The sequence below is a fragment of the Sinomonas soli genome (assembly GCF_054782415.1).
Genome location: NZ_BAAGSN010000003.1, coordinates 38,995 through 61,797 on the forward strand (window position 1 = coordinate 38,995; position 22,803 = coordinate 61,797).

General features: G+C 68.7%; 20 protein-coding genes and 1 pseudogene. 14 read left to right on the top strand and 7 right to left on the bottom strand.

From position 1 onward, the window contains the following. Positions 1 to 3 precede the first annotated feature (3 nt). The 6 genes from ACYVKZ_RS01350 to ACYVKZ_RS01375 form a co-directional block, all read right to left on the bottom strand. Complete coding sequence (locus ACYVKZ_RS01350; protein ID WP_460990239.1) at positions 4 to 1,557, bottom strand: sugar ABC transporter ATP-binding protein; 1,554 nt, start codon at positions 1,555 to 1,557, stop codon at positions 4 to 6. After that, positions 1,554 to 2,585: an ABC transporter permease gene (locus ACYVKZ_RS01355; RefSeq protein WP_307008455.1), complete on the bottom strand. Its 1,032-nt coding sequence runs from the start codon at positions 2,583 to 2,585 to the stop codon at positions 1,554 to 1,556. Before ACYVKZ_RS01355 ends, ACYVKZ_RS01350 begins: the two co-directional genes overlap by 4 nt. A 75-nt stretch (positions 2,586 to 2,660) precedes the next feature. Beyond that, positions 2,661 to 3,788, bottom strand: a complete 1,128-nt coding sequence (locus ACYVKZ_RS01360; RefSeq protein WP_307008457.1) for a sugar ABC transporter substrate-binding protein — start codon at positions 3,786 to 3,788, stop codon at positions 2,661 to 2,663. Positions 3,789 to 4,000: 212 nt separating this feature from the next. Beyond that, positions 4,001 to 5,245, bottom strand: coding sequence for an epoxide hydrolase family protein (locus ACYVKZ_RS01365; protein ID WP_307008459.1), 1,245 nt, complete (start codon positions 5,243 to 5,245; stop codon positions 4,001 to 4,003). Between the two features lie 69 nt (positions 5,246 to 5,314). Further along, a complete protein-coding gene (locus ACYVKZ_RS01370) occupies positions 5,315 to 6,262 on the bottom strand; it encodes a beta-keto acid cleavage family enzyme (protein ID WP_460990240.1) in 948 nt (315 codons plus the stop codon). 142 nt (positions 6,263 to 6,404) lie between these two features. After that, positions 6,405 to 7,409: a sugar-binding transcriptional regulator gene (locus tag ACYVKZ_RS01375; protein ID WP_460990241.1), complete on the bottom strand. Its 1,005-nt coding sequence runs from the start codon at positions 7,407 to 7,409 to the stop codon at positions 6,405 to 6,407. 162 nt (positions 7,410 to 7,571) lie between these two features. On the opposite strand from ACYVKZ_RS01375, the gene glpD reads away from it, so the two are divergent. Genes glpD through lipA form a run of 5 tightly spaced genes read left to right on the top strand, consistent with a single transcriptional unit; the run spans position 7,572 to position 14,283 of the window. Beyond that, a complete protein-coding gene (glpD, locus tag ACYVKZ_RS01380) occupies positions 7,572 to 9,212 on the top strand; it encodes a glycerol-3-phosphate dehydrogenase (RefSeq protein ID WP_460990242.1) in 1,641 nt (546 codons plus the stop codon). Next, positions 9,209 to 10,720: an FGGY family carbohydrate kinase gene (locus ACYVKZ_RS01385; RefSeq protein WP_460990243.1), complete on the top strand. Its 1,512-nt coding sequence runs from the start codon at positions 9,209 to 9,211 to the stop codon at positions 10,718 to 10,720. Before glpD ends, ACYVKZ_RS01385 begins: the two co-directional genes overlap by 4 nt. After that, positions 10,717 to 11,475: a lipoyl protein ligase domain-containing protein gene (locus tag ACYVKZ_RS01390; protein WP_460990244.1), complete on the top strand. Its 759-nt coding sequence runs from the start codon at positions 10,717 to 10,719 to the stop codon at positions 11,473 to 11,475. The genes ACYVKZ_RS01385 and ACYVKZ_RS01390 overlap by 4 nt, the downstream gene beginning before the upstream one ends. Positions 11,476 to 11,515: 40 nt before the next feature. Beyond that, entirely contained in the window at positions 11,516 to 13,276 is a 1,761-nt protein-coding gene (locus ACYVKZ_RS01395) for a glycerol-3-phosphate dehydrogenase/oxidase (protein ID WP_460990245.1), read from the top strand. Further along, entirely contained in the window at positions 13,273 to 14,283 is a 1,011-nt protein-coding gene (gene lipA, locus ACYVKZ_RS01400; RefSeq protein WP_460990246.1) for a lipoyl synthase, read from the top strand. Before ACYVKZ_RS01395 ends, lipA begins: the two co-directional genes overlap by 4 nt. Before the next feature lie 373 nt (positions 14,284 to 14,656). On the opposite strand, the gene ACYVKZ_RS01405 is transcribed toward lipA, so the two are convergent. Next, positions 14,657 to 16,282, bottom strand: a complete 1,626-nt coding sequence (locus ACYVKZ_RS01405; protein WP_460990247.1) for a recombinase family protein — start codon at positions 16,280 to 16,282, stop codon at positions 14,657 to 14,659. On the opposite strand from ACYVKZ_RS01405, the pseudogene ACYVKZ_RS01410 reads away from it, so the two are divergent. The 9 genes and pseudogenes from ACYVKZ_RS01410 to prfB form a co-directional block, all read left to right on the top strand. After that, positions 16,282 to 16,683 (top strand): annotated as a pseudogene (locus tag ACYVKZ_RS01410) (CpaF family protein); the annotation flags it as partial. The gene ACYVKZ_RS01405 and the pseudogene ACYVKZ_RS01410 sit on opposite strands and share 1 nt — an antisense overlap. Continuing rightward, complete coding sequence (locus ACYVKZ_RS01415) at positions 16,683 to 17,537, top strand: type II secretion system F family protein (protein WP_460990248.1); 855 nt, start codon at positions 16,683 to 16,685, stop codon at positions 17,535 to 17,537. The pseudogene ACYVKZ_RS01410 and the gene ACYVKZ_RS01415, both read left to right, overlap by 1 nt. A 609-nt stretch (positions 17,538 to 18,146) precedes the next feature. Further along, positions 18,147 to 18,476 carry a type II secretion system F family protein gene (locus ACYVKZ_RS01420; protein WP_460990572.1) on the top strand — a complete coding sequence of 110 codons (330 nt, stop codon included), beginning with the start codon at positions 18,147 to 18,149 and terminating at the stop codon, positions 18,474 to 18,476. A gap of 52 nt (positions 18,477 to 18,528) precedes the next feature. Beyond that, on the top strand, positions 18,529 to 18,759 hold the full coding sequence (locus tag ACYVKZ_RS01425; protein WP_460990596.1) for a hypothetical protein: 231 nt from the start codon (positions 18,529 to 18,531) through the stop codon (positions 18,757 to 18,759). 2 nt (positions 18,760 to 18,761) lie between these two features. Next, positions 18,762 to 19,154: a TadE/TadG family type IV pilus assembly protein gene (locus ACYVKZ_RS01430; protein WP_460990249.1), complete on the top strand. Its 393-nt coding sequence runs from the start codon at positions 18,762 to 18,764 to the stop codon at positions 19,152 to 19,154. Further along, positions 19,138 to 19,596, top strand: a complete 459-nt coding sequence (locus tag ACYVKZ_RS01435) for a hypothetical protein (protein ID WP_460990250.1) — start codon at positions 19,138 to 19,140, stop codon at positions 19,594 to 19,596. The genes ACYVKZ_RS01430 and ACYVKZ_RS01435 overlap by 17 nt, the downstream gene beginning before the upstream one ends. Then, complete coding sequence (locus ACYVKZ_RS01440; protein WP_460990251.1) at positions 19,593 to 20,075, top strand: pilus assembly protein TadG-related protein; 483 nt, start codon at positions 19,593 to 19,595, stop codon at positions 20,073 to 20,075. Before ACYVKZ_RS01435 ends, ACYVKZ_RS01440 begins: the two co-directional genes overlap by 4 nt. A gap of 103 nt (positions 20,076 to 20,178) precedes the next feature. Next, positions 20,179 to 21,474 carry a D-alanyl-D-alanine carboxypeptidase family protein gene (locus ACYVKZ_RS01445; protein ID WP_460990252.1) on the top strand — a complete coding sequence of 432 codons (1,296 nt, stop codon included), beginning with the start codon at positions 20,179 to 20,181 and terminating at the stop codon, positions 21,472 to 21,474. 46 nt (positions 21,475 to 21,520) lie between these two features. After that, positions 21,521 to 22,639, top strand: coding sequence for a peptide chain release factor 2 (prfB, locus tag ACYVKZ_RS01450; protein WP_460990253.1), 1,119 nt, complete (start codon positions 21,521 to 21,523; stop codon positions 22,637 to 22,639). Positions 22,640 to 22,803 lie beyond the last annotated feature (164 nt).

The following is a 22,803-nucleotide window of genomic DNA, read 5'->3' on the forward strand; positions in this document are numbered from 1 at the left end:
GGATCACACCATCTTTTCCAGGAGGTCTAGGGCTGTGGGCGACTCGACGGAGAGGTCGAAGCTGCCGGTGATCTCCCCGTCGCGCATCACGAGGACGTCGTCGCCCATCTCGAGCGCCTCCTCGAGCGTGTCGGGGAGGAGGACGACGGCGGCTCCGGCAGTCTGAGCGGCACGGATCTGTTCGTTCACCGTCTGGGCGGCTCCGGGGTCGAGGCCTCTGAGGGGGTGGTCGAGGAGGAGGATCTTCAGCTCGTCAGATGCGAGCCATTTGGCGAGGACCACCTTCTGCTGGTTGCCGCCGGAGAAACTCGCGAGCCGGAGGCGCGGGTTGCGCGGCCGGATGTCGAGCCGCTCGAACCAGTCGGCCGTCGCCTTCGCCTGCGTGCGTCGCTTCAGGAAGGGACCCCACGCGGCCTTCCCGGGGTGGGCGAGGGTGAGGTTCTCGGCGGCGCTGAAGCCGCCGACCATGCCTTCCACCTTCCGCTCCGCGGGGATGTAGGCCAGGCCCGAGCGCACGGCCCTGCGGATGGACCACGATCGGACGGCACCGCCGGCGACGGCGATCGTGCCCGAGTCGAACGTCTCGGCGCCGAAGATCGCTCGGCTGAGGGATTCGCGTCCTGAGCCGAGGGCGCCGACGATGGCTGTGCACCGGCCCGGGGCGAGGGAGAAGGAGATGTCCTTGAACTGGCCCTTCTTCTTCAGGTCCTTGACCTCCAGCACGGCGGGCTCGGGCGCCTTCCGCTCGGCCCGCTGCTTCGGGGTGGCCTTGGCCTCGTGGCCGATCATGAGCCGGAAGAGGTCGTCCTCGGTTACGGATTCCCGCCGCCGGTCGGCCACGACTTCTCCGTGACGCATGACAATCACGCGGTCGCAGATCCGGAGGATCTCGTCGAGCCGGTGCGAGACGAAGAGCACCGAGCCGATGCGCTTGAGGGCGCGGATCTCGCGCTCGAGGATCTCCGTCTCGTTTCGCTCCAGGACGGCCGTGGGTTCGTCGAGGATGACCAGGGGCGCGGCATGGACGGCCTCGTCGACGCGCAGCGCGCGGGCGATCTCCACCATCTGGCGGTCCACGAAGGACAGGTCGCCCACGGTCGTGCGGGGATCGATGGTGGAGCCGACACGCTCGAGGACCTTCGAGGCTTCCTGGTTGAGGCGGTTCCAGCGGTAGAAGCCGTACCGGGTGGCCGCATCCTTCGAGGAGAGGGCGTTCATCGCGATGTTCTCGGCCACGGAGAGGTTCGTCAGGAGCGACTGCTCCTGGTGGACGACGCCGATCCCGGCTGCCACCGCGTCCTGCGGCCGGCGGAACTTCACCTCGCGGCCGTCGGCCTCGATCACGCCCGAGTCGGGCTGGTGGAGGCCCGTGAGGATCTTCAGGAGCGTGGACTTGCCGGCACCGTTCTCACCGATCAGGCCGACGACTTCGTGCCGGGGGATCTCCAGGGAGATGTCCTTCACGGCCTGGACGGGGCCGAAGGACTTCGAGACCCGGGTGAGCTTCAGGGCGGGGCTGTTGAGTGCTGTGGCGGGAGCCACGGAGGCGTGGGTCATTTGACGATCCTCAATCTGCTGCGATGGGGCCAGGCTGCGGCGAGGACAGCCGCGATGAGGACTGCTCCGGACACCGCGGACTGGAGGTTCGGGCTGACGCCGCTGAGGATGAGCCCGTTGTTCAGGACGGTGAGCATCAGCACCCCGACTGCGGTGCGGAGGATCCCGCCCTTCCCTCCTGCGAGGGAGGTCCCGCCGATAACGACGGCGGCGATGGTGAGGAAGAGGTTGCCCGTTCCGACCGTGGCCGAGCCCGCGCCGAGCTGCAGGCTGGCAAGGATTCCCGCGCCCGCGCTGCAGGCCCCTGCAGCCACGAAGACGTAGACCTTGTACCTGCCGACGGGCACGCCGTTGGCCCGGGCGATCTCCTCGCTGTCGCCGATCGCGTAGGCGAAGCGGCCGAGGCGGGTGAACCGGGTGACGCCGATGCCGAGCAGGGCCACCATGGCGGCAAGGAGGAACGAGTTCGGAATGCCGAGGGTGAGGCTCGTCGGCCAAGACTTGAGTCCCTGGTCGGAGAGGAACGGGATGGACGCCTGGCCGAACAGCAGCGTGGCGATGCCGAGCCCGACGAACCAGACGCCGAGGGTCACGATGAAGGACGGCACCTTGAGGCGGGTGTGCACGAGGCCGTTGACCAGTCCAAGTCCGGCACCGACTGCCAGGGCGGCCGGAATGGCCCAGAAGCCTAGGTCGGCAGTGCCGCGGCTGTTGGCCGAGAGGAGGACGAAGGCCATGCCTGCGGCCCCCATGATGCCCTCCACGGAAAGGTCGATGGAGCCGGTCAGGATGACGAGGGTCGACCCGACTCCGATGACCAGGGGAAGTGCGGCGTGGTCCAGGATCGTCCGGGCGTTGTCCGGGCTGAGGAAGGATGTGGGGTTGAGCGCCGCGAACACCACGATCAGGGCGATCAGGGCGGCGGCCTCGCCGAGGTTCTTGACGTCGAAGCGGCGCCGGCTCGGGGTGGGGCTCTTCTGGGCGGGTACTGGGTCTAGGAGGCCCGTGCCGCTGTCGTTTGCTGTCATTGCTCTCTCACCTGCTGTTGTCGCGGTGCGCGGCGGCTCCGCCCGGACTCCTGACGGAGCCGCCGCGCGGGGCCGTCAGGGCAGCTTCTCCGGACCGCCGCCGACCAGGGGGGTGGGAGGGGTATCCCACGGGCCGTCCTTCACCAGGTCGTCCATCCAGCCGTCGATGTTGCTGTCGTACTTGGTGAAGTCGGAGAGGTTCTGCGGGGTCACGCAGCTGAGCTTGAAGAGGCTGTCTCGCTTCTCGTGGGGCAGCTCCGAGGGCTTGATCGCACCGGTCGCCGCCTGATAGGCGGTGTACAGGCCGATCGCTGCTGCCATGAAGCCGCGGTGGAAGGTCTCGCCCACGATCGCGTCGTTGCCCATGTGCTTCTGCATGTCGGCGACCTCCTGCGGGTAGAGGCCGTCCGTGGCGAACTTGACGTCGTTGATGCGCCCGGCGTTCTGCACGGCCTGGATCGCACCGATGGTCATACCGTCGTCGGCCGACCAGATGCCGTTGATCTGGTTGCCGTACTTCGCCATGAGGTTCTGGGTCACGCCCACCGCCTGCTGGGGGTCCCAGTTGGCCGGCTGCGTGTCGAGCAGGTGCACGTTCGGGTAGGCCTTCAGAGCCTCCTTCAGCCCGGCCACGCGGGTTTGGCTCGTGGTGCTGTCCTGCACGCCGGCGAGGGCGACGATGTTCCCCTTCTCGCCGATGCTCTTCGCGAGGGCGTCCGCCGTGCACTCCCCGCTCTGGACCCCGGAGTACTTCTGGAATGCGACGAAGTTGTCGCCGACGTTCCAGGGCTCGTAGTTGTCAGGCTTGTTCCACCACACGCTCACGTAGCCGCCGGCGGCCTTGACCGCATTGACGATCGGCGGCGCATCAGAGCTCGCGACCGTGTTGACCATGAGTGCGACCTTCTTGCCTTGGGCGAGGATGGCCTGGATCTTCGAGATCTCCGTCTGCGAGCTCCCCTGGGAGTCGACGATCTCCAGTGGGACGCCGAGCTTCTTCGACAGGGCCTGGGCCCCCTGGATCATCGATGCCATGTAGGGGTTGGTGGTGTTGATGACCGAGGCGACGAGGACGATGTCCTTCTTGTCGATCGGCTTGGACGACGCAGCCGACGTCGAGGTGCACGCCGTCATCGCCGCCAGCAGGCCGACTGCGGCCGCACCGGCCGCCAGCCGCCGACGAATCGTATTCCTGAGGGGCATCAGTGACTCCTTCGTAAGAGATGGCCCGAGATTGCCTGCAGGCCTTCTGAATAAGAATTCAGGGTCTGCATTTGGATTCTTCGAGTGTGCGGCACGTCACTTCTACGTGTCAAGGGATCAAATCCCCGCGCTGTCGGAAGGAAGCCGGCGGGACGAAGAGAGGGAGGATCCTGCGCGGCAGGATCCTCCCTCTCTGGGTTGGGGGCGAGGCGTCAGCGGAAGGTGCGGAAGAAGGTCCTCACGTCGTCGACATACGTGTCTGGCACCTCGAGGGGGGCGAAGTGGCCGCCCTCGTCGTGGACCCGGTACTGCTGGAGGTTGAAGTACTTCTCGGTCCACGTGCGCGGCGGCTTGTAGATCTCCCCCGGGTAGATGGACACGGCCGTGGGGGCCCCCACCACGGGCAGCCGGTCGTGGCTGGGTCGCCACGGGTTCCCGCGGCATTCCCAGTAGTAGCGCGAGGAGGTCCCGCCGGTGTTGGTGAGGAAGTAGACGGCCGCGGTCGTGACAAGGTCCTCCTTGGGCCACACCCGCTCGAAGGGCTCGGTTCCGACACCTCGCTCCTCGAGTCCCCAGAAGTAGCGCTTCTCGGTGATCCACGCCAGCTGGCCGGCGGGCGAGTCGGCGACGAGGGCCGCGAGCGTCTGCGGTTTGGTCAGCTGGATCTCCCCGTAGCCACTCTCGTTCTGCACGAAAAGCTTGCCGCGTTCGAACCATCCCTTCTCGGTCGAGTCGTCGTACTCCTCCGCGGCCGGAAGGCCCAGGACGGGGTCGAACTTCACCCCCGGAGGGGCGTCGGGGTGCTCGGCGAGGTAGTGGCTCATCTGGGCCGGGAAGTGCGTGTAGACACCGAAGACATCCTTCTCGTACTTGTGGCCGTGCTGCTGGGCCACGAGGGCGCCCCAGTCCCCTCCCGCGGTGGCGTACTTCTCGTAGCCGAGCACCTTCTTCATGAGCGTGTTCTCGAGGTCGGCAGTCCGCCACCAGTTCCATCCCGGCTCCGTGAGCGGAGAGGAGAACCCGTAGCCGGGGAGGGAGATGAGGACGACGTCGAAGGAGTCCGCAGGGTCGCCGCCGTAGCTCGCGGGGTCGGTCAGGGGGCCGATTACCTTGCGCAGGTCCCAGAACGTCCAGGGCCACCCATGGTGGATGAGGAGGGGCATCGGGTTGGGCCCCTTCCCCTTGGCATGGATGAAGTGGAGTGGCACGCCCATCAGGTCCGTCTTGAAGTGGGGCAGCTCATTCATCCGCCGCTCCACGTCCCGCCAGTCGTATTCGTCGATCCAGTAGTCGACGAGCTGCTTGTGGTACGCCGTGTTGTAGCCGTACCGCCAGTCGTCGTTGGCGAAGTCCTGCGGATAGCGGGTCTTGCGGAGCCGCTCGTACATGTCCTTGAGGTCTTCTTCGGGGATGGAGATCGTGAAGGGACGGATCTCGCCTTCGTGGTGCGCAGCCATTGCGCCTCCTCGTGAGATGGGGGGGTAGGAGGATGAAGTTCGTGGGCGCCAAGGGGCGCCGGGCGCCGTTCAAGCGATGTTGTAGAGGGCCCGTGCTTCCTGCTGGGTGGCGATGGGGCGGCCCACTTCGCGGGCGATCTCCTGCACCTGCTGGAGGAGCTCGAGGTTGGTCGGGTTGCGTGCCGGGTCGTAGAAGAGCTCAAGACCGGTCTTGACGTGGCCGCCCAGCTCGATGGCCCTGCGCAGGATCCCGGTGTCGTCCAGCGCACCCTGGCCCCAGACCGAGACGTACCACGGATGCTTGACCTCGGCCTCCTCGATCATCCCGAGGTAGTAGTAGAGGCTTTCGAGGCTCGGCTTCATGCCGTTGGTGCCGATGGGCTCGGTGGCGGTGAGGCCGTAGTCGCCGATGAGGTAGAAGTCCCACATCGAACCGGGGGTCGAGAGCCCGCGGTTCACGTAGTGCATCGCGTGTCGCAGATGTCCAGGCTCGTAGATGCCGAAGACCATGGCAAGATCGCGTTCTCGGAACATCTTGACCTGGCTGGCGACGCGCTGGAAGTTGAATCCGAACTCTGGCCCCGAGAGGTACCCCTCCTGATCGGTGTCCACTGCGAAGAGCGTCAGACCGGTATCGACGCAGCCGATACGCACGTTCGCGCCTTCGTAGAGGAACGGCACATGCTCTAGGCCGTTCTCCTCCGGCTGCAGCCGGAGGTTGTTGCAGGTCGTGGGGTACCAGGTGATGTCCGGGTACTTGGCAAGAACGCTCTCCCACGTGCGCATGTAGTCCTTGTAGGCGTTCTCGCCGAGCAGGTCGAAGCTCGTGTTGTGGGCGTGGATGGCGCCCGCGCCGGCCTCCCAGCACCGGATGGCGTCCTCGGCGATCTCCTCGTAGGTGATCGGGGTGTTAGGGTTCATCTCCTTGGTGCGGACCCCGTTGATGTGGGACTCGATGACCACCGGATAGTCCCACTGCGGTTTCATGTCCGCGTACTTGTCCAGTGCAGTAGGCACGGCTACCTCCAAGAGCGACGGACCGAGCGGTCCGATGACAGCAGTGAATTGATATTCGTAGATGCACTCAATATGCACTCATGGTGCGATGCGGATCACACTGCTGTCAACGGTCCATGGGGAATCGATGCCCTCGGGGCCGTCAGGGGGCGGTGCGGGCCACTGCCTCTGCGGCGTCGGCGGGTGCGCCGGCCGGTTCACCCAAGAGGAAGGCCGCGGTTCCCGCATCGGTGACGAGGGTGTCCACCCAACCTCCGGCCACCGCGGCGCGGACCGCCTGGTGCTTGCGTTCCCCACCGGCCACGGCCCACCGGTGGCGGGCGTTCCGGAGCTGGTCCAGCGTCACCCCGACCACGAGGTCTTCGAGCTCGGAGTCGATGGGATTCCCCTCCGCGTCGATGAAGTGCAGGCACACCTCGCCGACCGCGCCCCGCTCCCGGACATGCTCGAACTGCTCGTCCGTGAAGAAGTTGTCTCCGGAGCGCAGCTCGGGGTCCCGCTCGCAGGTGCCGATGCCGACGAGCGCGATGTCGATGGAGTCCAGCATCTCCATGGCCATGCGCACATACGGGTCCCGCGCGATGAGGAGCTCCTTGATCTCGCGGCTGGGCACGACTCCCGGGGTCCGGAGGAAGACCGGCTGGGCGCCGGTCAGCGTGGCGAACTGCTGGGTGGAGCGGGCCGCATCGTGCTGCAGCTCGGGCGGGCCGAGGTCACCGAGGGTCTCCACCACGTACTCGCCGCGCGTCCGCAGGGGCAGGAGGGCATCGACCATGAGCCGCAGCGTCTTGCTCCACGAGGTGAAGGCGATCGTCTTCACCTCGAACGCCAGCTCGTAGAGGAGCGATGCCATGGTGTGGGCGAGATCCTTGTTGACCTCGGACTCGTCGTGGCTGACCGTGTCGACCACGTGGACCTCGCTGAGCCCGTACCGCGCCTCGATCTGCTCCTCGAGCTCGGCATGGATGTGCTGGGGCACTGCGACGACGGTCCGGACGATCGAGGCCTCTTCGGCCTGGGCGAGCAGCCGGGAGACGCGCGACTGGGAGATCTGGAGACGCTTGGCGATCTCCGTCTGGCGCACGCCGTGCGTGTGGTAGAGCCGCGCCACTTTGATCATCAGACGCTGGGTGTCATTGTCAGCCATGGTGCTCCGTTTCTTGCCTGTCAGGGAGGAGTATCGCGCGGCGGGCGCCGTCACGGGAACCCCCGACCCTTGACACCGGGATCGCCGCAGCAGACACTCGTAAATGTCCATGCGACTGCTAAATATTTATTCTAGCGATGTTCCGGCAGGAAGGAAACTGCAATGGAGGAGCTGGCTGCCCCGTTCGACCTCATCGTCGTAGGCGGGGGCATCAACGGGCTCGGAATCGCCCGCGACGCCGCGGTGCGCGGCCTGCGGGTGATCCTGCTGGAGCAGGACGACCTGTGCAGCGGGGTATCCGCCTGGTCGGGCCGCCTCGTCCACGGTGGCCTCCGCTACCTCGAGCATCGCGACTTCCCCCTCGTGCGGGAGTCGCTGCGCGAACGCGAACGTCTCTTCCGCCTTGCCCCGCACCTCGTGAAGCCGCTGCGCCTCCTCATGCCAATGTACTCCCACAGCAGGCGTCCGGCGTCGCTGATCCGCGTGGGGATGTACCTCTACGACGCGCTCTCGTTCGACAAGAAGACCGAGGGCCATGAGGTTCTCAGTGCCGAGGCGACACGCAGGCGGTTCCCCGGCATCGCCGACGACGGCCTCCGGGGCGCGGTCGTGTTCACCGACGGGCAGGTCGAGTACGCCGAGCGGCTGTGCGCCGAGGTGGCCGTCGCCGCGGCCGGCGCCGGGGCCGTGATCCGGACCAAGGCACGGGTGGAGGAGCCCGTCATGAAGGCAGGGCAGGTGGCGGGCGTCCGGTTCCGCGACATGCTCACGGGAGAGATGCACGAGGCACTCGCGCCGGTCGTCTTCAACGTCGCCGGTCCGTGGATCGACCGTATCTTCCGGCGCGGGGCGCCCGAGCAGCCGCGGCTCAACGGCGGGACGAAGGGGAGCCACCTCGTGGTGGACCCATTCCCCGGGGCGCCCTCCGACGTGGTCTACTACGAGTCCAAGACCGACGGTCGCCTGGTCCTCGTGATCCCCTGGATGGGCCGCTACCTGATCGGCACCACCGACCTCCGCTTCGACGCCGATCCGGGCGAGGCCAGGTGCGACGCCGACGAGATGGGGTACCTGCTCGGCGAGGTGAACGAGCTGATCCCCGAGGCGCACCTGACGCCGGACGACGTGCTGTTCACGTACTCCGGGGTCCGGCCGCTGCCGTACGCCCCCGGGGTGCCCGAGTGGCGGGTGCCGCGCAGCCACATCCTCCACGACCACGCCCCCGACCTCCCCGGCCTGGTGACCGTGGTCGGAGGGAAGCTGACAACGTATCGCCAGCTCGCTCAGGACGCAGTCGACGACGTGTTCAAGCGGTTGGGCCGCAAGAGCCCTGCCTGCGTCACGGCAAACCTCCCGCTGCCCGGGGCCGCGGGGAACCTGGAGGAGGCCCGAGGGCACCTTCTGGCCGGTGGCCTGCCAGCGGTGACCGCAGACCGGCTCGTGGCCCTCTATGGAAGCCGAGCACTCGACGTCGTCCGCGAGGCCGAGGGCGACAGCAGCCTCCTCGCCGTGCTGGACCCGGGAACGGGAGCCATCGCCGCCGAGCTGGTCTTCGCCGTGCGGCACGAGTTCGCCAAGACGCTCACCGACGTGCTGGCCCGGCGCATGCTCCTCGCCTTCGAACCCGACCACGGGGTCCCGGCTGTCCAGGAGGCCGCGGCCATCCTGGGCTCGCACCTCGGCTGGGATGAGGAAAGGAAGGCCAGCGAGGTCGCCGCGTACTTCGACTGGCTGTCCCGCCTCGCCGTTCCCGGCCGCGCCGACGCGCAGGCGGACAGCGCCCTGGGGGGACCGGTCCGGTGACTGCGCGGTACGTCCTCGCGCTGGACGAGGGCTCTACGAGCGCCAGAGCAGTCCTGGTCAGCCTCGAGGGCGAGATCGTCGCCGAGGCACGCAATCCCGTGGTCCCGACGTTCCCGCGGCCCCGGTGGGTGGAGCTCGATCCGATGGCCCTCTGGGAGACCCAGCGCCGGAGCATGCAGGCGGCGATGGCCAAGGTCGGCGCGACCACGGACGATCTCGCGGCGGTGGGTATCACCACCCACCGCGAGACGTGCCTGGTCTGGGACAGGCGCACCGGCGAACCCGTCCACCCGGCGCTGATGTGGATGTCGAAGCAGACCGACGCCATCATCGACGGCTGGCGCCTGGATGGCCTGGACGCCGAGTTCAGGAGCAGGACGGGCCTCTTCAACGACTCCTTCTTCAGCGCGGCGAAGCTCGCCTGGATCCTGGATAACGTCCCGGGTGCCTGCGTCCGCGCGGAGCGGGGGGAGCTCGCGGCCGGCACCGTGGACACGTGGCTCCTCTGGCAGCTCACCGGCGGCAGATCGCACTTCACGGACCACAGCGAGGCGTCCAGGACGGCACTCTTCTCGCTCGATGCGCTCGACTGGGACGAGAAGCTCGCCGAAGCGTGCGGCATCCCGCTGCGCCTGCTGCCCCCGGCCCTCGCCTCAGACTCGCACTTCGGCGAGATGCGGCCGCAGGACGTGGGGCTGCCGGGGACCGCCTCGGTCCCCATCATGGCCATCATGGCCGACCAGCAGGCGGGGATGTTCGGGCAAGCCTGCTTCGAGTCCGGCTCGGTCAAGAACACCTACGGCACGGCGGGCGTGCTCACGGCCAACACCGGCTCCACGCCGGTCGTCGTGGACGGGCTGACGGCCAGCGTCGGCTGGACAGTAGCCGGCACCACGGCGTACGAGCTCGAGGGCGTCGTGTTCCACTGCGGCCAGACGCTCCAGTGGATGCGCGAGCGCCTCGGGGTGCTCAAGCCCGAGGAGCAGATCGAGGAGGTCGCCTCGCGCGTGCCGGACACGGGCGGCGTCTACGTGGTGCCCGCCTTCGCCGGGCTGTGCGCGCCCCACTGGTCGCGGGACAGCCGGGCCAGCATCGTCGGGCTGACTCTCGAGAGCGGTGCCGAGCACGTGGTCCGCGCCGGGGTGGAGGCCATGGCGTACCAGACCCGCGACAACGTCGACGTCCTGTGCGCCTCGGGCCTGGCCGTTCCCGAGCTCAAGGTCGACGGCGGCGCGGCCCGCAGCGACCTGCTCTGCCAGTTCCAGTCAGACATCCTCGGCATCCCGGTGCGCCGGCCGGCGGAGCTCGAGAGGACGGCCCTCGGCATCGCCCACCTGGCCGGCATGGGGGTCGGCCTCTGGGGGCAGGACGACCTCGCGACCGGATGGCGGCTGGACCGGGTGTTCGAGCCACAGATGTCCGAGGACCGCCGCGAGGCCCTGTATGCGGGATGGCAGGACGCCGTCCGCACCGTCACCCGGCAGAGCATGGCAGAGGGGTCAGCATGAGCGCACCTGCTCCCTTCGGCCCGGGTCCCCTGTTCCTGGTTCAAGAGCAGGGAAGGCGTTCTGGACGCGACGACATGGAGCTGGTCGCACGCCGCCTTGCTTCCCTCGGCCACGGTGGCCGAGCGGAGATCAACATCTCCGTTCCCTACGCCACTGCAGCGTTCAGCCGTCTCGATTCACGGCGGCCAGGATACCCAGAGGCTCGGGAACGTCTGGCGCAGCGCGGCTTCGAACCGATCATCCGACCGGTCGGGGGCCATCTGGCCATCTACGGAATAGGTGACCTCGTCATCCACCTGTGGGGACGCCACCCTTCATCTCGACTCCATATACGAGAACGCTTCCTGCTCTTTGGCGATGCACTGTCCCGCGCCTTCAGGACCTTGGGGGTCGATGCCCGCATCGGCCCCGTTCCCGGCGAGTACTGCAGCGGCGAATACAGCGTCAATGACTCCGGCAGGGCCAAGCTGGTCGGGACAGGCCAGCGGCTGACCAAGGACGGATACCTCCTCAGCGCCGTCGTCATGGTCGAACCCGCCGAACCGGTCCGCGAAGCTCTCGCCGACGCCTACCGCTCACTCAGCCTCGATTTCCGACCGGAAACCGTCGGGTCAGTTGCCGACTCGGTTCCAGGGGTAAGCGCAGCGGACGTGCGTCGGGTCATTGCCTCAGAGCTGCGCGCACTGCTCCTCCCGGCCACCGCCACGCTCGCCTCAGTGGCCTTCACATCCACCCCTGCACGGCTGTGCAGCTGATATTGCTGCCTTCGGCAGAACCAAGCATTAGGAGGATACTGTGGCCGATCTGCCGCACGACGACCCGACTTCCGCCCCCCGCACGGGGGTCGCGTCGCTCAAGGCGAGGCCCCACGCGAAGGTCCTGATCGTCGGCGGCGGGATCAACGGCGTCGGCACCTTCCGCGATCTCGCCCTCCAGGGCGTCGACGTGGCCCTGGTCGAGCGCGGCGACTACTGCGACGGGGCCTCCGGCGCCTCGTCGCACATGATCCACGGCGGGATCCGCTACCTGGAGAACGGCGAGTTCCGGCTCGTCAACGAGTCTGTGGTGGAGCGCAACCGTCTCCTGCGGATCGCCCCGCACTACGTCAAGCCGCTGCAGACCACGATTCCGATCTTCTCCACCTTCTCCGGCATCCTCAACGCCCCGCTGCGGTTCCTCACCCACCGCTCCGGGAAGCCGCAGGAGCGCGGCGCCGTCCTGATCAAGCTCGGGCTGAGCCTCTACGACGCCTTCTCCCGCAACGGCGGCACGGTCCCGCGCCACCGCTTCCTGGGACGCCGCAAGGCCCTCGCCGAGCTCCCGCTGCTGCGCCCCGACCTGAAGTACACCGCCACCTACTTCGACGCCTCCGTCCACAACCCCGAGCGGCTGACCCTCGACGTGCTGCGTGACGGGCTTGCCGCCGGTCCGCAGGCGCGCGCCACCAACTACGTCTCCGCCGTGGGCGTCTCCGCGGGCAACGCAGCGCAGGACGGTGCGGCGGTGCGGCTCCGCGACAAGCTCACCGGGGAGGAGTTCGACTTCAGCGCCGACGTCGTGGTCAACACCACCGGCGCCTGGGTCGACGAGACCAACGGTTCCTTCGGCGCACCCACCCGGTTCATGGGCGGGACGAAGGGCTCGCACATCGTCCTCGACCACCCCGAGCTGCTCAGGGCCTGCGCGGGCCGCGAGATCTTCTTCGAGCACAGCGACGGGCGCATCGTCCTCATCTACCCGATGGGCGACCGCGTCCTCGTGGGCACCACGGACATCGATGCGGGCGACGACCTCACGCCCACGTGCACGGACGAGGAGATCGCCTACTTCTTCGACCTCATCCACCACGTCTTCCCCACCATCGAGGTGGGCAAGGACAGCATCGTCTACACGTTCTCCGGAGTCCGCCCGCTCCCGCGGCACGACGACACCGCCCCCGGCTTCGTCTCGCGCGACTACCGGATCGAGCGGGCCGCCCTGCCGGGCGGCTCGGGCCAGACCATGCTCAGCCTCGTGGGCGGCAAGTGGACCACCTTCCGGGCGCTCTCCGAGCACCTCGCGGACGAGGTCCTCGGCCTCCTCGGGAGCCCCCGCAAGGTCAGCACCGGCGAGCTGCCGATCGGCGGCGGACACGACTTCCCGTCCACGCCGGAGGCGACCGAGCGCTGGCTCAAGGCCCACACAGGCGGGGAGATCGACGCGGCCCGCGCCGAGGTCCTCCTCGCCCGTTATGGAACGCGTGCTTCGGAAGTCATTGAATTCCTCCGCGCGGGGGAGGACAGTCTGCTCCAGAGCACCAAGGAGTTGAGCGTCCGCGAGCTGGAGTGGATGGCGCTGCACGAGCAGGTGGGGCACGCCATCGACATCCTCATCCGCCGCACCTCCCTGGCCTTCCGGGGACTGGTGACGGCCGAGCTCATCGACGAGGTGGCCGGCCACTGCGCCGTCTTCCTCGGCTGGGATGCGCAGCACACCCGGCGGGAGGTCGAGCAGGCTGTCGCCACGCTGGCCGACCGCCACCGCGTGGACCCCTCAACGTCAGGAGCCCTGGCATGACGATCGCCCCCGAGGGCCGGCGGATGCTGCGGATCGAGCAGCGCAACGCGGCCGTGCCGGTCGAGCGCAAGCCGGACTGGATCAAGGCCAAGGTCCAGATGGGCCCGGAGTTCGTCCAGCTGAAGAACCAGGTGAAGAAGGAGGGCCTCCACACCGTCTGCGAGGAGGCCGGCTGCCCGAACATCTTCGAGTGCTGGGAGGACAAGGAGGCAACCTTCCTCATCGGCGGCTCCGAATGCACCCGCCGCTGCGACTTCTGCCAGATCGACACCGGCAGGCCCTCCCCGCTGGACCGCTTCGAGCCGACCAAGGTCGCCCGCTCGGTCCAGTCCATGGGCCTGCGCTACGCCACCGTGACCGGCGTGGCCCGCGACGACCTCGAGGACGAGGGCACCTGGCTCTACGCCGAGACCATCCGCAAGATCCACGAGCTCAACCCCGGCACCGGCGTGGAGATCCTCACCCCCGACTTCTCCGGCAAGCCCGAGCACATCAGCGCGATCTGCGAGGCCGCCCCGGAGGTGTTCGCGCACAACGTCGAGACCGTCCCGCGCCTGTTCAAGGCCATCCGGCCCGCGTTCCGCTACGAGCGCTCCCTGGACGTGCTCACCCAGGGCCGCGACCATGGCATGGTGACCAAGTCCAACCTGATCCTGGGCATGGGCGAGACCCGCGAGGAGATCTCCCAGGCCCTGGCCGACCTGCACCAGGCCGGCTGCGACCTGATCACCATCACCCAGTACCTGCGCCCCTCCGAGCGCCACCACCCCGTGGAGCGCTGGGTCAAGCCCGAGGAGTTCGTCGAGCTGTCCCAGGAGGCCGAGGAGATCGGCTTCCTCGGCGTCATGAGCGGACCCCTCGTCCGGTCCTCCTACCGCGCCGGCCGCCTCTGGGCCACCGCCATGCGCAAGAAGGGCCGCGAGATCCCACCCGCCCTGGCCCACATCGAGTCCTCCGGCACCACCCGGCAGGAGGCGGCGACCCTCCTCGCAGCCCGCCAGGGCTGATCGCCGAAGCACGCGGCAGCCCGCGCTGCAGCCGGCCGGCACCATCCAGCTCTGCTCTCCGGCACCGCGTCCGCGTGCTCGGCCAGGCTGACGGCGCGACCGGGAGTGTCCAGCCCTCCGTGCAGGATCCCCATGAGTATTGGAAGAACCCGCGATCTCGGGTCGCACACCGGCGGCCCGCTGCCCATCAGGGTCGAGGTCGGTCACCCATAAACCACCCACTTTGACGTGACACGGCGGGAACTCGCGGGTAGCGTCGGCACCACCTATTGGAGCGTTTCCGCAGGTGAAGCGGCAGTTTCGGGACGGTCCGGGGATCGGCGGGACCTCCCTTCTGTAAACAGAGGGTCGCTGGTTCGAAACCTGCACGCATCTACGATCCCTGGATTTCAGGGAACGAGCCACCACGGTCCCTCCAATCTATCCGGATGAGGTCCTCATGGAATCGGCGCTGCCGGCTCGTCGGCACCGGCAGAATCGTGACCGCCATGAGTAGGCCTACGAGCTGCTTTCGTTCGCCCACTGTGAGTGCCCCCCAAGCCGCACGAATGTCGAGGGATTCTTTCAGTTTCGCGACAACTGGGCGTGCGCGGGGCGGGACGAGTGCAGCCGACAGTTCTTGGCGTTTCCGCTCTACCTCAGCTTTGACGGCACGGAGGTCATCCGCCCCGATAAGTCCTTCGATCCACAGAGACTTTGCGTCGGCCAGGCGGCGCAGAAGGTCCTCTTCACGGCTACTGTCCCCTCGCTCTGAGCTGCCCGAAGGCAGGTGACCGAGAAGCGTACGGGCCGTGTCGGGACGTTCCAGGTACGCGAGGACTGCCTCCTCGACCAAAGCGTCTACTGCGTCGGCCCGACGGCCAAGGTGCTGGCCGCCACGACACCTGTAGATGGTCCAGGATCGACCCCTGCTAGTTGCCGTGGCAGATCGGACGGTCACCGCCAAACCGTCGAGCTCGCACACTCCGCACTGCGCGACCCCGGCGAGCAGCCAACGGCTGCGGTTGTCTTGGCTCCGCCGTCTGGAAGGGTCGGTAAGGATGAGGCGGACTTGCCGGAACGTCGCTTCGTCGACGAGCCTGTCCCAGACCCCGGTTGCGACAGCGATTCCTCGGTAGAGCGACTGGCCAATGTTCCTTTCGCGGAGAAGGAGCTGCTTGAGGGACTGGATTCCCCACGCCCGTCCGGTCGTTGTTCGGATGCCCGCGCCGTTCCAGAGTCGGCAGATTTCACCAAGGGAAGTCCCGTCGAGCACTGCGCGGTAGGCGTCCCGCACGAGTTCGCATTCGACGGGGTCCAAAGTTATGGCGTCTGCCGCGTAGCCGAAGGGCCGGGTGCCGCCTCGCCATCTGCCTTGCTCCGCAGCTTGTCGGTGTGCTCGCTCAATCCGCTCCGCCTTGTGTTCGGACTCGTAGCGCGCCATGTTGCCCACTGTGCGAGCGATCATCCGGCCAGTTGGCGTGCTCAGATCTACACGTCCTCCAGTTACGAGGTGCGTTTCGATGTTGTTTCGCTCGACCACGTCGATATACGCTTCGAGTTCCAGGGGAGAACGATGCAGTCGGTCCCCGTGCCATGAGATGACCGCGCAGATCTGGCCATCCGCCAGCTGGCTGAGCATGTCTTCGTAGGCAGGACGACGCCTGCCGCTGAAGGCGCTGACGTCGTTGTCAGAGAACACGCGAATCTCTGTATAGCCGAGTTGAGCTGCCAGCTTCTGGCAGTCTTCTTCTTGCCGTTGGATTCCGAGCGATTCTCCTGCCTTGTCGTCGGAGATGCGGACGTAGATCGCAGCGGTTCTTGATCCTGACCGTTCGTCCGATTGGGAACCTCGTCGTCTCACGCTGCGTCCTCTAAGGTCAGGTGCCGTGCAAGGATGTCGGCCAGCTGAGCGGCAGTGGCAGGCTGCAGCGAAGGTGCCTGAGCGGCGATACGCGCTGCGTGTTCGCGGATCGCAGCGAGGTTGGCTGGCGGAGGGGTCACTGGTTCGTTCACGCACGTCCTATGCGTCCTGTGGCCGCACGGCTGCAGGGTGCACAGCTCAACTCGGGCCTGCCGGGGATGTGCACCGTCCACGCGAATTCGGCGAGCGCCGCGGTCACGAAGCTGTGCACCCTGCCGCTCCTTGCCGGGGCGAACATCTCCTCGTCGTTCGTCGTGCCGACCGTCGCTGCCTGCATCGACCTCGTGGTGCACTGCAGCCGCCACGCCAGTGGGCGGCGCCAGGTCACCGAGATCCTCGCGGTCGGGCAACGCGTCGAGGACGGCATCATCGAGACTTCCTCGGTCTTCGCACTCGACGCGGAGGGCGCGCTGCGGCCCCGGCCCACGGGAATGCCGCCCACCGAGAAATTCGAGCGCGCGGGCATCGACGTGCTCCAGCTCCTGGAGGCCGCCTGATGGCGGCGGCGGTGGGGCTCGCGGGCGGCATCGGCCTTTTCCTCGTCTGGTGGTCCTTCTGGCCGCTGCCGGTGCGGCCGTCCGGGGCTCGGGTGCCCGGCAGGCTCCGGCGGCTCATCGCGCAGGCGGGGCTCCAGCGGGTCTCGCCCGCCGGACTCGTCTTCTCGAGCGCGGGACTCGGCTGTTTCGTGGCACTGGCGTTCTTCGTGGTGACCGCTGCCGCCCCCGTTGCGCTGTGCTTCGGGCTCTTCGCGGCGGGGCTGCCAGCGGCCCTCGTCCGCTGGCAGGCGAAGCGCCGCTCCGCAGTCCTGCGCGAGCTCTGGCCCGACGTCGTGGACCACCTCCGCTCCGCAATCCGGGCTGGCCTCTCGCTCCCCGAATCGCTCATGCAGCTCGGCTACAAGGGTCCCGAACCGCTGCGCGGCGTCTTCCTCGACTTCGCCGCGGACTACCGCTCCGGCGGAAGCTTCGGGCTCGCGCTCGACCGGCTCAAGGACCGGCTCGGGGACCCGGTCGCCGACCGGATCGTCGAGGCCCTTCGCCTCACGCGCGAGGTCGGCGGCTCTGACCTGGGCCGGCTGCTGGGCACCCTGTCCGAGTTCCTCAGGGAGAGCGCGCGGACCCGCAGCGAGCTCGAGGCACGCCAGTCCTGGACCGTCAATGCCGCCCGCCTCGCCGTGGCCGCGCCGTGGATCGTGCTCCTGCTGATGTCCACGAGGCCGGAGGCCATGGCCGCCTACGCCCGGCCCACCGGCCTCGCAGTGCTCCTGGTCGGACTCGGGGTCTCCGCGTTCTGCTACCGGCTCATGCTCCGCATCGCGGCGCTCCCCGAAGAAGAGCGGGTGCTCCGATGAGCGGCACTATGGCGCTGGCCGTGCTCGCCGGCGCCACCGGCGGGGTAGGACTCTGGCTGGCGTTCGTGCGGCTGCCCGTGATGCGGCGGACCACCTTCACTGAGCGGGTCGCTCCCCAGCTGCGGTCCGCAGACCGGCGTTCGCGCCTTCTGCAGGATGCCGAAGCGAACATCACTCCGTTCGGACCGCTCGAACAGATCCTCCGCCCGCTCCTGCGCGATGCCGCGGGATCGCTCGGCCGGCTGAACCTCGGGAACGCCGCGCTGGCCCGACGCCTCGCGCAGGCCGGTTCAGGGAAGAATGCGGTGGACTTCAGGGCCGAGCAGCTCCTCTGGGCGGGAGCCGCCTTCGCGCTCGCAACGCTCGGTTCGGTCGCGGCGGCGTTCTCCGGGAGACTCAATGCACTCTTCGCGGTCCTGATGGTCCTTGTGGCCACGGGAGCCGGATTCATGGCGCGCGATTACGTGCTCGGCCTGGCCATCAGCAGACGAAAGCAGCGCATCCTCGCGGAGTTCCCCTCGGTCGCCGACATGATGGCCCTGGCCGTCGGCGCGGGGGGAGACGGCGGCCGGGGCACTGGACCGCACAGCGCGGGTCTCCCGTGGGGAGCTGGCCCGCGAGTTCAGGGCAGTCCTGGCGGACACCCGCTCCGGGACTCCGCTCGTGGAGGCACTGCAGGCCATGGGCGATCGCCTCGGCCTCGCGCCGATCTCGCGCTTCGTCGACGGCCTGGCGATCGCCATCGAACGTGGCACGCCGCTCGCCGACGTCCTCCGGGCCCAGGCACAGGACGTCCGCGATGTGGCCAAACGAGAGCTCATGGAAGCCGCCGGAAAGAAGGAGATCGGCATGATGGTTCCCCTTGTCTTCGGCGTCCTTCCCCTGACCGTCGTCTTCGCGGTCTATCCCGGCGTCGCCGCCATCACCCTGGGCTTCTGACCATCGACTCATCACACTCACGCAGCACCCGATCGGGGGAGAGGGAACCGACATGAAACCGACCATCCGCAGGACCACCCTGACGCGCGCCGGCATCGCGCTCTCGATGCTCGCCGCCACGCTGACGCAGCGTCTGACCCAGGGCCCCAGAGAGCGGGGCGACGTGCCCGGCTGGGTCATGATCACGCTCATGTCGGCCGTCCTCGTCATGGGGCTCCTCGCCGTGGCAGGACCTGCCCTCGAGGGCCTGTTCAACCAAGCCATCAGCCGGGTCAGCAAGTAGCGATGGGCCCGCGTCTGCACGACGGCGCGAGGGACGAGCGCGGTTCCGCCGTGGCGGACTTCGTCATGGTCGGAGGACTGCTGACGGCGCTGGCGCTCGCCGTCGTCCAGCTTGCCCTCGTCCTCCACGTGCGGAATGTGCTCATCGACGCCGCAGCCTCCGGCGCCCGGTACGGGACGCTCGCCGACCGGACGCCCGCGGACGCCCGGCAGCGCACCGCCGACCTCATCACCGGGGCGGTCGGGGCCCAGTACGCGGCGCGCATCACGGTCGGACAGTCCGAGACCTCCGGCGTGGGGACCCTCGAGGTGCGCGTGGTCGCCCCGATCCCCGTCGTCGGCCTCATGGGGCCCGCCGGGACGATGGAGGTCGCGGGCCATGCGCCGCTGCAGTGACTGGGTCCGGCGGATTCGGGGAGACGCCCGCGGGGAGGGCGGGAGCGCCGTCGTCGAGTTCGTCTTCCTCGGTGTGCTCCTGCTCGTCCCGGTGGTCTACTTCGTCCTCACCGTCGCGGCGCTCCAGGGGGCCTCGTTCGCGGCGGCCGCGGCGGCGGACCACGCCGCCAAGACCTTCGCCCGGGCAGCGGATGAGTCATCGGCCCACGCAGCGGCTGCGGTGTCGGTGCGGGTGGCTCTGGCGGACTTCGGGCTCGCCGAGCAGACCAGCCGCCTCGAGGTCGCCTGCGACCGGGAGCCGTGCCTTCAGGCCGGTGCCGTGGTCCGCGCGTCCGTGCACGTCGAGGTCCCCCTGCCGTTCAGCCCGGTGACCTCGGCGTTCGGACTGACCGTCGGGCGGATCGATGCCTCGGCCACGCAGATCGTGGGGAGGTTCCGATGACCGGCTGGGCGGGCGCCGTCATGCGCCCTGTACGGCACGGCCGTGCCGCGGACGAATCCGGCCAGCTGACGGTGCTGGCGATCGGGTTCACCGTGCTGTGCCTCCTCGTGGCGACCACCGTGATGGCCGTCTCCGCGGTGCACATCGAGTTCAAGAAGCTGCTCTCCGCGGCCGACGGCGCCGCGGTGGCCGCCGCTGACAGCTTCACCCTGGACGAGGCCGCCACCGGCGACGGGCCCCCCGCCGCGGTCCTCGCGCCGGAGCGCGTGCGGGGCGTCGTGGCGACGTACCTCGCCCGCGACGGCTCCGCGGCCCGGTTTGAAGCCCTGTCCGTGGCGGCCGCGACGGGCAGCCCGGACGGACGCACCGCCACCGTGACCCTGACCGCCGTCGCCCGGATCCCGGTGGTCAACTTCATCCTTCCGGACGGCGTGCCCATCGAGGCGACCTCCAGCGCGAGGGCGAAGCTCCTGAGGTGACGCCGATCGGGCCGCTGGCCCCTTGTAGGCCACCAGGGCCAGCCCTACGATGCGGAAAGATGACGAGCGGACCGCGCCAGCCGGCCCGAGATCAGGGGACGTCATGACAACCTTGCTCCGCAGATGCGCGGCGATCCTCGCCGCGGTGCTCCTCGCCGGTGGGATGGGGGCCTCGCCGGCGAGCGCACTCGACGACGGCGGAGCGATCAACGCCGCCTACCAGCGGCTCGGCGGGAGCGCAGGGCGCCTGGGCAGCCCCACCGACGCCGGACGCTGTGTGCTCAGGGACGACGGGTGCGTCCGGCACTACCAGGGCGGCAGCATCCACTACTCGCGCCCGAGCGGAGCCCACGCGACCTGGGGAGGCATCGAGGCCAGATGGGCGGGGCTGGGCTGGGAGGCCGGCCAGCTCGGGTACCCGCTGGGCGAGGAGCACTGCGGCCTGCGGGGCGGGGGCTGCTACCAGGACTTCCAGGGCGGAAAGGTCTACTGGTCTCCCGCGTCGGGGGCCAACCCTGTGTGGGGCGCGATCCTGCAGCGCTATGCGTCGCTGGGGTGGGAGACCGGGCGCCTCGGCTATGCCCTCGGGGGCGAGCACTGCGGCCTGCGCGGGGGCGGCTGCTACCAGGACTTCCAGGGCGGCAAGGTGTACTGGTCGCCGGCCTCCGGAACCAACCCGGTGTGGGGTGCGATCGGGGCGTACTGGGCGTCGTACGGGTGGGAGAACGGGCCCTTCGGCTATCCGACCTCGGCCGAGGCCTGCGCGGGCACGTGCACGCAGAGCTTCTGGGGCGGCCAGATCACGTGGAATCCCACGGCGCCGATGTCCTACCGCCTCTGGGACTGGAATCCGCTCGTCGCCGTGAACAAGAGGCGGCCGCTGAGCCCGCTCGCGTACGCCCCGCCCTCCCTGGTCTGGGTCGGCACCCAGCAGATGCGCGCAGACGCGGCAGGCGCGCTCCGCCGGATGATCGGCGACGCAGCCGCAGCAGGGGTTTCCATCACCACCGTCAGCGGGTACCGCTCCTACAGCGACCAGGCGGCGCTCTACGCCTCCTACGTGGCCCGCTACGGTCAGGCCTACGCCGACACGATCTCCGCCCGCCCCGGGTTCAGCGAGCACCAGACCGGGCTCGCCATGGACATCGGGAACCCGGGCGCCCCCTGCGGCCTCCAGGCGTGCTTCCGTGACACCCCCGCCGGGAGGTTCGCGGCGGCCAACGCCTGGAAGTACGGGTTCATCGTGCGCTATCCCGACGGCTTCCAGGGGATCACCGGGTACACCTTCGAGCCCTGGCACCTGAGGTACGTGGGAACCAACGCCGCCGCCCAGATGCGCTCCTGGGGCGTGCCGACCCTCGAGCAGTACTTCCTGATGCCCGCCGCCCCCGGCTACTGAGCGGGCGCGCGGCCGCGCCGCGGCCATGGCGTAATCTTGGATGGATATGGCTGACATCGACTTCCCCGCAGAGATCCGCGCCCTCCGCGCCACCCACTCCTCCATCGAGCAGGTCACGGACGTCGCCTCGCTGCGGGCCGAGATCGCCGAGCTGAGCGAGGCCGCCGGCGCCCCCGACCTGTGGGACGACCCCTCGAAGGCCCAGCAGGTCACGTCCCGGCTGTCCCACCGGCAGTCGGAGCTCGAGCGGGTCGAGAAGCTCGGGGAGCGGATCGACGACCTCGAGGTCCTCGTGGAGCTCGCCAAGGAAGAGGGCGACGACGACGCGCTCGCCGAGGCGTCGAAGGAACTCGGCTCGATCACCAAGGCCCTCGAGGAACTCGAGGTCGTCACGCTCCTCAACGGCGAGTATGACGAGCGCGAGGCCGTCGTGACGATCCGCGCCGGAGCCGGCGGCGTCGACGCCGCCGACTTCGCCGAGATGCTCATGCGCATGTACCTCCGCTGGGCGGAGCGGCGCGGCTACTCGACCAAGGTCATGGACACCTCCTACGCGGAGGAGGCGGGCCTGAAATCCGCGACCTTCGAGGTCAACGCCCCGTACGCCTACGGCACGCTCTCCGTCGAGGCCGGCACGCACCGTCTCGTGAGGATCAGCCCGTTCGACAACCAGGGGCGCCGCCAGACGTCCTTCGCGGCCGTCGAGGTGATCCCGCTCATCGAGCAGACCGACCACATCGACATCCCCGACAACGAGATCCGCGTCGACGTCTTCAGGTCCTCGGGTCCGGGCGGCCAGTCGGTCAACACCACTGACTCCGCCGTGCGCCTCACGCACATCCCGAGCGGTCTGGTCGTCTCGATGCAGAACGAGAAGTCCCAGATCCAGAACCGTGCCGCCGCCATGCGCGTCCTGCAGTCTCGGCTCCTGCTGCTGAAGAAGGAGCAGGAGGACGCCGAGAAGAAGGCGCTCGCGGGCGATGTCAAGGCGTCCTGGGGCGACCAGATGCGCTCCTACGTGCTCAATCCGTACCAGATGGTCAAGGACCTGCGCACCGACCACGAGGTCGGGAACACGGCCGCAGTCCTCGACGGCGACATCGACGACTTCATCGATGCCGGCATCCGCTGGCGCGCCGGGCAGCGGCAGCACGCCGAGAGCTAGAGCGACGCCGAGCTCCCCGGGCCCGGAGCCTCCTCACGGAGGCTCCGGGCCTTTTTGGTGCGCTCCCGCGGGGGTGACCTCGGCGGAAGGGGAGGGGCCCTTGACGGCGCCCCCTCGCCGTCGTACGTTTTCCGTAACCTGAATCACCTTTCATGTTGAACCGG